A 495-nucleotide genomic window follows, 5' to 3' on the forward strand; every position below is an offset into this window, starting at 1 on the left:
GAAGTCGGTGGGGTAACCCGCAAGGGAGCCAGCCGCCGAAGGTGGGGTAGATGATTGGGGTGAAGTCGTAACAAGGTAGCCGTATCGGAAGGTGCGGCTGGATCACCTCCTTTCTATGGAGATATTGCTTCCTTTCGAGGAAAGCACAGTCTATGAACGTGAAGATACAGCTTCTGCAAAGAGGCGTATCCAGTAATAACATTCAATTTATCATTTGTTCAGTTTTGATGGAGTTTTCCATCAAAGTGATTTTTAGGAATTCGCAAGAATTTCTATGATTCGCACGGGGCCATAGCTCAGCTGGGAGAGCGCCTGCCTTGCAAGCAGGAGGTCAGCGGTTCGATCCCGCTTGGCTCCACCAATACTGTTTTACTGAATAGCTTGTTCCTTGAAAACTAGATACCGAAACGAAACCAATGTTTAGAGCAGCGTTACTTAACTTCGGTTGAGTAACATCCAAATAGATCTATCCTAACGGATAGGACTTATTAGCGG

The 495-nt window shown here is 46.5% G+C and carries 1 tRNA gene and 1 rRNA gene; both read left to right on the forward strand.

Going from position 1 to position 495, the window contains the following annotated elements:
• Positions 1-113: ribosomal RNA gene (locus tag LRL21_RS44875) — 16S ribosomal RNA — on the forward strand; the annotation flags it as partial.
• 172 nt (positions 114-285) lie between these two features.
• Positions 286-361 (forward strand) — tRNA-Ala (locus tag LRL21_RS44880).
• Positions 362-495: the final 134 nt, after the last annotated feature.

Origin of the sequence: Paenibacillus periandrae, assembly GCF_022458865.1 — a bacterium.
Taxonomy (GTDB): Bacteria; Bacillota; Bacilli; order Paenibacillales; family NBRC-103111; genus Paenibacillus_S; species Paenibacillus_S periandrae.